The sequence below is a fragment of the Litorivivens sp. genome, from assembly GCF_057445395.1.
Window position 1 is genome coordinate 1 of sequence record NZ_JBVBUV010000101.1, and the last position, 9,761, is coordinate 9,761.

General features: G+C 55.2%; 4 protein-coding genes. 1 reads left to right on the plus strand and 3 read right to left on the minus strand.

Annotated features, from left to right (window positions below; genetic code table 11):
- The 3 genes from AC222A_RS17820 to AC222A_RS17830 form a co-directional block, all read right to left on the minus strand.
- Positions 1–2,676: transglutaminase-like domain-containing protein (locus AC222A_RS17820; protein WP_486775362.1), on the minus strand; the 2,676-nt coding region annotated here is incomplete at its 3' end.
- 59 nt (positions 2,677–2,735) lie between these two features.
- Entirely contained in the window at positions 2,736–6,428 is a 3,693-nt protein-coding gene (locus AC222A_RS17825) for a hypothetical protein (RefSeq protein ID WP_486775363.1), read from the minus strand.
- Entirely contained in the window at positions 6,418–9,198 is a 2,781-nt protein-coding gene (locus tag AC222A_RS17830; RefSeq protein ID WP_486775364.1) for a carboxypeptidase regulatory-like domain-containing protein, read from the minus strand. Before AC222A_RS17830 ends, AC222A_RS17825 begins: the two co-directional genes overlap by 11 nt.
- Before the next feature lie 338 nt (positions 9,199–9,536).
- Between AC222A_RS17830 and AC222A_RS17835 the strand changes: the two genes are divergently transcribed.
- A partial coding sequence (locus tag AC222A_RS17835) for a gamma carbonic anhydrase family protein (RefSeq protein WP_486775365.1) occupies positions 9,537–9,761 on the plus strand: 225 nt, incomplete at its 3' end.

The following is a 9,761-nucleotide window of genomic DNA, read 5'->3' on the forward strand; positions in this document are numbered from 1 at the left end:
CCAACCATCATAACTAAGCCGAGTTTCGTGCGCGGTCGCTATATTTCCAGCTAACACGGAATTTCTAATTTCACTTTCGACAGCTACACCCAAGTCTATGCTGCCAAGAGCAAGATCAAGATTGTCGCGCGTAATAGTCCAAATTTTCTGCCCTTCTGCAGCGGCTATAGCTAAGGCTTTAACCGCCGATATCCCGTGCGCTGGCGTGTCGGGTGTACTGAACATCTGCTCTGGCACCAGATGCTCCATGGCGCTCAAGCGAGAACCGTTGGCTTGGGTGAACGCCACTCGGGTTTCCTTGCTATTGTCTTTGGCCGCGCCGTGAAACATGACCCGATCAACGTCCATGTTCAGACCGCTGAAACTGGTGTTACGCGGGATGCCGTACCAGTATTGCGGTTGCAGTGAGGTTGAAAAAATGCCGTAGCTGGGCAAGCGGTAGGTAACCATGCCCGCCGACTGCGCCTGGATTTCTTCCTGCACATCGTTCAGCGCAAAATAGCTCATGATCGTGCCGTAAATCAGATCGCCAATCACGTCGTGTTTGCTCAGGGTTAGCAGCTGATTCTCGTTTTGTCCTTCCAGTATCTGCTTGGTTGCTTCAAGGTCATTTTTCAGCGTCGCCGCCTGAGCGGGACTGATACCCTGCAGATCCAGGCCAATGGCACGGTACTCGCCGGCGATTGGGCGGTTAGTCGATTCGCCCCAGCCGTGGGAGGGACTGTACAACCCCAGGGTTTCATGCAATTCCGTACCCATTGCCTGATTGCCACCGGACTGTTCAGTCACGCCATCAATGCTTAACTCCGCCGTCAAGTGGATAAGATAGCCGGGCAGGGTATCCGGGATCGCGTTTGGGTCTATTTCACCAGTCTCGGGATCAGGCTCGGGGAGGTGATCTTCAATGATGGCCTGATCATCCTCTGTCGCCGGACGGAAGCTCAGCGCAAGCTTTTTGCCCGCCAGTTTCACCGTTGGCTCATTGAGAGTAATAAAGGGCGCTCCGGGATAGCCGCTGTTTTGAGGCGCCAGTTCGTACTTGAATCGGTGTTGCAGGGATTCCGGCACCTGTGAGAACGATTGCTGGGTGACAATATGCTCGTAGGGCAGACCTGCCGCCAGCGGGCGTGGAGGCAGGACTTTTACTGCCTTCACGCCCAATACCTCACCCACCGTTGCCTCCGGATTCTGGTTGTTGATGTAGTCTTCCAGCTGGCTCTGAAATTGCTGGAGGCTGTTTTCGATTGCGGCCTGCGGTACATTCTGCACCCAACCCTGCTCCTCGTTGACGGTCGCGCTTTGCTCAATTTGAGCCGCCAGTCCCTCGGCATCGAAGGGCACGGCGTCGGCCAGATTCATACCTTCCGTAAACGCATACTGTTTGAAGGAGGCATCCATGGGAATCCAGCGATCGCCCTCGCGATTTTTCAGGCCGCGCGATGGTTCGAAATCCACCCAGGCTTCAACCCAAGTGTGTTCCATGCGAATACTGTGGATGGCACCGCCACGAATCAGCGCAATATTCGGTATGCCCCCTTGACCCAGCAAACTCTGGGCAGCTTCAGGTTTTGTCACACCACCCACCCAGTTCATCACTCTATCGACAGGAATTTCTACCGTCCCGTACGCATATCGGGCGGGAATACCCGCGGCACGCAGCAGGGCAATCAGCAGACTGGAGGTATCAACCGCGTTGCCTTTACCCGTCTCCAGTGTGTACTGGGCGCCCTGTATCGAGCCATAGCTCGGAATGAATCGAATATTGTTATGAACCCAGGTGTATATTTCGACCGGGTTGTTGTTCAGGCTGGCCGCCAGCGCCTTGATTTCTTCTGTGATTGTTGCATCTATCGTTTCCGCCAAATCTGCCTCGACAGGCTGCCCCAGCGGATTCAACAGTTCCGGTGTCAGACTGGTTGAGGCTATCCTGGGGTAGCCCGCCAGAGAATCCACACCCAATACCAACTGAAGTTGTCCTTTTTCCACTTCAGGTACTCGTACCTTTTCGGACGGCGAACGCCAGGGCAGGTTGGCGGGATCAACGGGGGTGTGCGTTGGTGCAAACTGCTCATTTGAGATTTCTTCTGCCAGCTGCGTGAGGAGATCGCGCTGTTCTTCAGCGTTGTCGCTGGCTGTTAACGTCCGCAGTTTCTCATCAACCTTCTGATGCTTTAGCTTGATGGCATTCAGTGCTTTTTCGTGACGCTCGGCAACCAGCGTTTTAGCCGATGGGGGCAGTTTTTTTGATTTACGGAAAGTCTTGTCTTCTTGTTCCAGTAGAGCAATCGCTTCAGCGTAAGCCTCTCTGACGTTATCCGTCAGGTCAGAGAGCTCCGCTAACTCGTCGGCTTTTAAAGGTCCACCGCCCAGCCCGAGTTTTTCCAACATGCGCTCCAACCAGGATCGGGATTGCTCTCGCTGCGCCCGCGACTCCGGCAGCTCTCTTGCGAGCTTCTCTTGCAGCTTTTGCAAACGATGGGTCAGTTTCTTTTCCGGCGTGCTTTCAAGCTGCTGTTCTATGTGTCTGGACTTCTTATCACCTTTATCACCCTCATTGGCCACCGCGGCACCGGTTGGAGACAGATAGAATACGAAGGTAAACATGCATATTGTAAATAACGACGTTCCCTTGGCGGCCATGCCATTGCGGAAGACATCCAGTGCGAGTCCATTCATTGTGGTTCCTCAATCATTCCACCGGCTTCTATTGAAGAAAGCCTGCTGTTATCGGGTTATTATTCGATGCCAAAAGAGATGCTGTAGCGTAGGCGTTGCAATTGATACAAGAGTCCGTCCACTGCAAACCGCAACTCCGCCGCCTGCGTATGGTCTTTATCCATCAATCTGGCAACTGCTAACAGCAGGGATTTAATGGCGCCGTCGACCTTGCCACCCTGGATGTCAGATTCTGCATCCCGTATTTTTTTGTCGACGAATGAGTAGTCCTTGTCCCGTGGATACTGATCAAGCAGGATCTGAAGAACGCTATGGGCAGAACGGAAGGACAGACCTTCTTCAAACGGGCCGAGCGCCAAACCCAATTCAGCATCATCAATCATCAACGAGCGATTAATACCCGCATCGACGTCGACAAGGATTGGCAGAGAATCGGAAACCACGTCTGGCAGTTGAATATGAAAGATCTTGGACACGGTTGTCGGTGCCGCCAGATCTTGCTGCCACTGCCAGGCATCGTCGTCGACTTGAATCACGCCAACCGTGTCAACCACCTGACCCCCGTCCGGTAGCGCAACGACGACATCCATGGCCGCGCGCCGACTCAGGTTATCAATGCTTATCTCCAACGGCACGATGCGCCCGGGCGCCAAAGGCCATGCGCCGGGCTGTATGGTTGTCAGTGCAGACAGCAGCAGCAGCTCATGCATCCCCTGCTGCGTGGCAGCGGAATCCAGCGCATCATAGGCAAAGTAGACATGTCGGCCGCGCCCATAGTTGGCCGCAGTGATCGCAGCCGGAGCGGCAGGATTGGCGCACTCATGGCTTGCGTTTTTTCCGCCGGAAAATACCGCCCAGACCTGCGCACCACAATGCGCCAACGCCAAGCCGCTACTTACCATGCGCCCGTCGTCCACCGGATGGTCCACAACACTTTCCACAATGTCGATGGACTGTGCCTGGTTATTTCGGCCGGTCAGCGAAACACCGAGACTGCGTTCCAGCTGGCTGTTGCGACGGTTCCAGCTACCCGAAATCAGCAGTCCGGTCGCACTGTTGTGCGCTTCGACCAGCAGTGATTCCACTTGGGGATGCAGAGTTACGCTTTCCGAAAACAGGGCCACGGCGCTGTATCCGCCGCTGTAGAATTCATTTTCGAAACTGTCCGCCGTCGTGACAAGGGTATAAGTCCAGCCATGTTTCGCGAGCAAGCTCTCCAGATACTCCCGTTGCCTGACCGGCGCTATCGCATCGTGAGGCGCCGGGTAATCGTCTGCATCCAGCAAAACAAGCAATCGACCTTTGGCCGCTGTGTTGGCCGCCACGTCCAGTTTTGGGGGCACAACCTGGTAGCCGGCGGCTGCAAGCTGACGCAGATCCTCGTCGATTTCAGCCATAAGAATGCATCCATAATCACCGTATGCCGGCGGATCGGACAGGATCATGGTGAAGGAATGGCTTGCACCGGCAGGTAGCGACAGATTGCCTTCGCGAGACTGATACAGCACTTGTCCACTATCAAGCGCCACGACCTGGTAGATCAGTGCCGCGTCGGCGACGTCCGACGAACTGCGATTGGTGGCCTCGAATTGGCAGTCGAGAGGCTCGCCGGTCGGATAATGCGTAACCTCGACAACACCTGTCAGCGATGCCAAGGCTGCACGCACGACGGTAAACCCGGTTTCGCTTTCCGCCAGAATCTCGTTGTCTCTCGTAACTTGCCAAACGACTCGATAGGCGCCAGATTCGCGGTCTTCAAGTCGCAGTACATGCTGGCGATCTTCGTTAGCTGAAGGTGCCAGACTGTTAATCGCATAGTTTTTGGAGGTCAGGAGCGATCCGTCAGGACGATAAACAGTCATCACACCCGTTCCGCCGCCGAAGGTCGCGTTACCGGTATTGTTGAATGCCCGCAGATCAATAACGGCTTGATCCCAAGCCTGATACACCGGCTTGTCAGTGTGCACCCGTGCGGAAATATTCGAAAATTCACCGTTCTGTGTTGTAACGGTAAATGGCGCTACAGCCTGGCGCAGCACAGCCCCCTGTTCATCCAGAATCCTTGCGATCGCCAGATAGTGACCGGCGTAAACCTCTGCAGCATTGAAATACACATCCGACAGAGCACGCATTTCCTCAGGCTGCAGGCCCTCAACATCGACGCTTCCCAATTCCGCAACAAGATCTTGCTGGTTGTCTGTGATAACAATGGATACCAAAGCGTCAGTTGGTACGCTGGCAAGATTGGTTACGGCCGAGGTGACAACGACCTGTTCAGACGGGCGATAACTGGACTTGTCGGTCGCAACGGAGACCGTCGTTAACGTGGGTGCTATCTTGACCCGTTGTTCGCCGAGCGTCTGTTGCACCGGGCGACCGTCGATATCGGTGTAGGAAACCTGCAACTGCTCCGTGACACTGCGAGTCTCGCCCGGCGAGACGTTATACAATCTGAGATTCTTCGACAGGCTTTCAACCTGATCGACATTGAAAGTCGCAAATTCCCACGTCACGACCGTGTGATCTCCTTCGATACCGATTGTTGACGGTGGGTGCGAGAACGACGACGCATCCACATCGATATCGGTAGCCGCAATTGTGCTCCTCACGCGAACATTTGAGATGGCCGGCTTTATCACCTCGATAGTAACTGAGACCGGCGACGCGGCTCCGCCTCGGTTGTCGTTTGCCAGAAAGGTGACGATGTGCTCACCGATATCGGTCTCGTCAGGGGTCCATTCAAGATGCGCCATCCCCGTCTGCCCGTCAGAGATCGTCTGCTCGAAGGTCGCATTTCTCGGCAAGCCGACATGGTTGAGATAGACAATATCGTTGCTGTCAGCATCACTGGCCTGAACAGCGATAGTCAGTTTTTGACCAACCACGGCGGTAATGCGCGAACCGGCTTCAGGCGTCGGCGGGCGATCAAATACCGGCGCGGCATTGGCACCCTGATCCTGCAACCTGATCAGAAAATCAATCGCCGCCGTACTTTTTATGGCGCCGTTGTCATCGCGATCTTCGAGCGTTACCTGAACTGAGTACAGCCCGTTTGAAAACGACTGCGCACCTGCCCAGGTAAAGATGCCGGTATCGCGGTCAACCGCCATGCCACTCGGGATCGACGGTATCGCAGATTCAGAGCGTGTAGACAGGCGCCAGGTAATTTTATCGCGGTCCGGGTCTACCGCCGGAATCAAGAAACGGCAATCGTATTTGGAACAGCTGACAATCGGCGGCAAATTACTGATGGGCGACGAGTTGCCGTCAGAAAGATTCACGCGGGTATAGACGCGCCAGCTGGCATTTGCTGCGTTGCGAATACCCCCGATTTTGCAGCAACTGGAAAACTGACCAACCCAAGGGTTTCCATTATTATCCACCGAAGGGTAGGTATGCCTGATCAGATCATTACCAGCAGAATCAATTGCGCGTCCAACAATCCAATCTTCCTGAAGATTTCTGGCGATAACCCGATAGTGTAGATTCGCCGCGCGACCATCACCGAAACTATAGCTTCCCGGTCTAAAGGTTTGCCCAATATTCGGGTGGCCGAAAAAACTACTCCTGAATGCCACTGTCATAGCAAAGTCAGCGGCGGCCGGTGCGACATCCTGCCGTGACTGATAGGTAAAGTGACCAAAGCGAAAGTGACTGGCCTGAACCTGCATCGTACCCAGCAGTAGCGCGATCACTGCGAACAAGCGGGCGATATCAGTAACGCCAGGTGTTTTTATCAGACTATTCACCATCAACTCCTTTGATCTGAATATTGCTCTTCACTCCCACACCCTCGAGGGGAACGACCTCGTTCGGCGCTATCGACTGCTCTATATCCAGCCGTATTGAAGGCGGTACAAACACTCCTCCTTCCGCTGCTTCTACAATCTCTGCGCCGGACATGTTGGATAGCTTGAGCAGGTAGTCACCGCTCTCGGAGAACTGATGAGACAGTTGGCCCAACTCGACAATGAGATTGTTGTGTCCTGGAGAAAGCGCAATAGTCGCCTGACTGTCCGAGAAGATGTGTCCGCTGGGGTCGATCAGCTGGTAGTCAAGGGTCAGCGTCGTTGGCACATTGGAGCGGTTGAGCAGCTCGGCGCTCATCGCAATATCCGCTACACGATTCAGAAGGACGTAGCCCGGCGTCGTAAACAGTCGCAGCGAAGCAAGTTTTCGCGTCTCCTCCACCGTAACGACAATGTTTTTCTCCGACACGAGATTGCTGGAGACCGCGTCTACGGCCTGCACGGTAATCACATAGTCTCCCGGCGGGGTATTCTGCGTGTTCCACCACTGCTCAAGCTGCACATCGCGTTGTTCGCCCGGCGCCAAATGCTCTACCGCATCGTCCAGGTGCTGCTGATAGTGGGCCAGCTCTTCGTCGTCCAGTGCCGAGGCCAGCGGTGGCAGATACTGACCCGAGAAAATTGCCACCTCGGTACCGGCAGCGTTTTTCACTCTGACATAGAGCCTTGCACCCAAAGTCAGCGCGGTGTTGTTTTCCAACTGGGCGGTGAGCAATACCGGCTCATAGGCGCCGTAGCGACTTGCATTGCTCGATAAGCCCGCAATCTCGACTCCGCCCAAATCCGCCTTGCGAATGGTCAGGTTAAGCGACACATCGCGATGATCCGTCAGTGCAATTTCTTTGTTGGTAAAGAGGTATCCCGAGGCGGTCACCTGCACCGTAAATTCCAGAACAGGTATGTCGCGAAGGCTATAGAAGCCGTTATTATCCGTCGTCGTACGCGCACCGCCGACCACCACCGACGCGCCTGCGACGGGTAACCCGTTACTCAAATCCAGTACTTGGCCGCTGATAGACGTTGAGGGCAATACCTGTTGCTCTCGCAGTATGATATTGCCTAGGTTGACGCGCGTTTTTTCGGGCAGGATAAGCTTTACGCTGACGGTTTCATATCCGGCCTTGGCAAACTGTATCTGTGCCTCGCCCGCCCCTAGATTGTCGGCCACAAAACGCCCGTCGTCAGACGACACCGCAGAAGCACCATCGCTCGTTACGTGGATGCTGACGTTGGGAATTGGACGACCGTCCTGACGCAGAACAGTACCCCCGATGGATGTGCTGGCCGGCGGCGACTCAGAGGAGGGGAGGAGGCTCGGTGAAAATTTCACGGCGGTGCCCGCGCTCAGGCTAACTGCCGCTGAAATCGGGTGATAGCTGTCAGCACTAACGTGGAGGACTGCTTCGCCCGGCTCAGCCAGCAGCTGGTATTCACCGCGGGTATTGCTGAGCGCGCTCGCTGTTACGCCATCGACTGTCACAGAAACGACTGCGCCCGCCACCGGTTGACCCGTCGCGATATCGGTGAACACGCCGCTGATCAGTGACGCTGAGGGCGCTACCGACAAGCGGATGGTACCGACATCTGCAAATTGGCCTTTTTGCAGGTTCAGATTTTGAGAAGCGGACAGATAGCCCGGTGCAGAATAAACGAGGAGGTAGGAGCCCGACTCCAGATTGGAAACAACAAATTGCCCGCTGTTATCGATTGAGACCGCCTCGCGATCAAACTCTCTGACATCAATCTGGGCGTTGGTGAGTGCTGACCCGGCCACGGAATCAACAAGCCTGCCGCGCACAAGGGCTTTTTCCGGATCTGCAGGCACCTCGAGATTTGCCAATAAATTAAGCACCGATACAGCCAACGCGGTGGAATAGGCTTGGTTCTCCCAGCTGCCTTCCTCGCGCTGCCTCGCCTCCAAGGCATCAACCGCATCCTGATACCGCGCTACATCGGTGGTCAGCGGTATCAGCGCCTGTAAGGCCAGTGAACTTTCCCAGTCGCTGCTCCAGCGATGGCTGTCCGATTTCGTCGCATGGAGAAATTCAAGCGCGCTGCTTAGCACACTTGAAATATTGAACGTGTAGAGATACGGCTTGAGGGCTTTTACAACCAAAGCCGTGACCATCGTCGAAGACTGATTGCCGTAGTAGCCGAAGCCTCCGGTGGCGAGTTGCGACGAGGAGAGATAGCTCAGCGCCCGCCCGGCAACGGCAGCATCGCGCCCGACTTTCTGCAGCGCCAACAGCGCATAAGCGGTGTCCAGGGGGCTGCTATCGTAATGGGCATAGTCACCAAAGCCGCCGTCTGCGCCCTGACGTGCTAGCAGTAATTGGATTGCCTGTGCACTGCTCTGGTTGGCGTCCTGCAAGCCAATAATCAACCGGGCAAGCTGTTCCGTCGGCAGCGTTTTCGGCGCGCTGTCCAGAAACGCCAGCGCGGCAATGTTATCGAGAGTGCCACCATCAACTAGCGTCGCTGCGTGCAAAGCCTCTGCCGTTGCCTGAAAATCCGACGCTGTATCTGACGCGGTGACAATAGCGCCATTTGCCTGCTGGACCGTTTCCAGCCAGTGCAAGGACTTGTTTATCGGCTCGGAATTTTCTGTCGCCTGATGCGTTGTCCCCTCGTGGGCCTTTGCACTTAGTGATAGCAAGGAAACCAGAATGGCAACTGCAACCAGCCCCCAGGCGGAAAATCGTTTTCTGCGCACAAATCACCCCACCGCGTCCTTGGTTTTTGTTTTTCGAGTGGGAAGAAAGCGGGAGGGTGCGAATCCATTTCGCGTTGGCGGCCATTGCGATGTCGCCACGGGCTTCCTTGCCACGTCGTTGCATTGTTTTGCTGGTCACGAAAACTACAATAGAGTATTGGTGAAATACACCTTTCAGCGAACAGCCGGTCGAAAAGCACAATTCTTTGTGACACATGTCACGAAAAAATCTCACCTGCCAGATGTCCACCGCCAATTATCTTCTCGTTCCTGGCGGCGTGCGACAGGTAGACCAATTCCTTTATCATAAGCCCACCGAAAACGAACCCGGACTCCCTATGACTTATCAAGCCGACGACCACATCCGCGCCTTCGAAGGCCACACCCCCAAGCTCGCCAAGGGCGTCTTTATCGACCCCAGCGCGGTGGTGATCGGCGACGTTTCCCTTGGTGAAGACAGCTCAGTCTGGCCCAACACCACCATTCGCGGCGATATGCATCGTATCCGCATCGGGGCGCGCACCAGCATTCAGGACAACTCCATTTTGCATATCACCCACGCC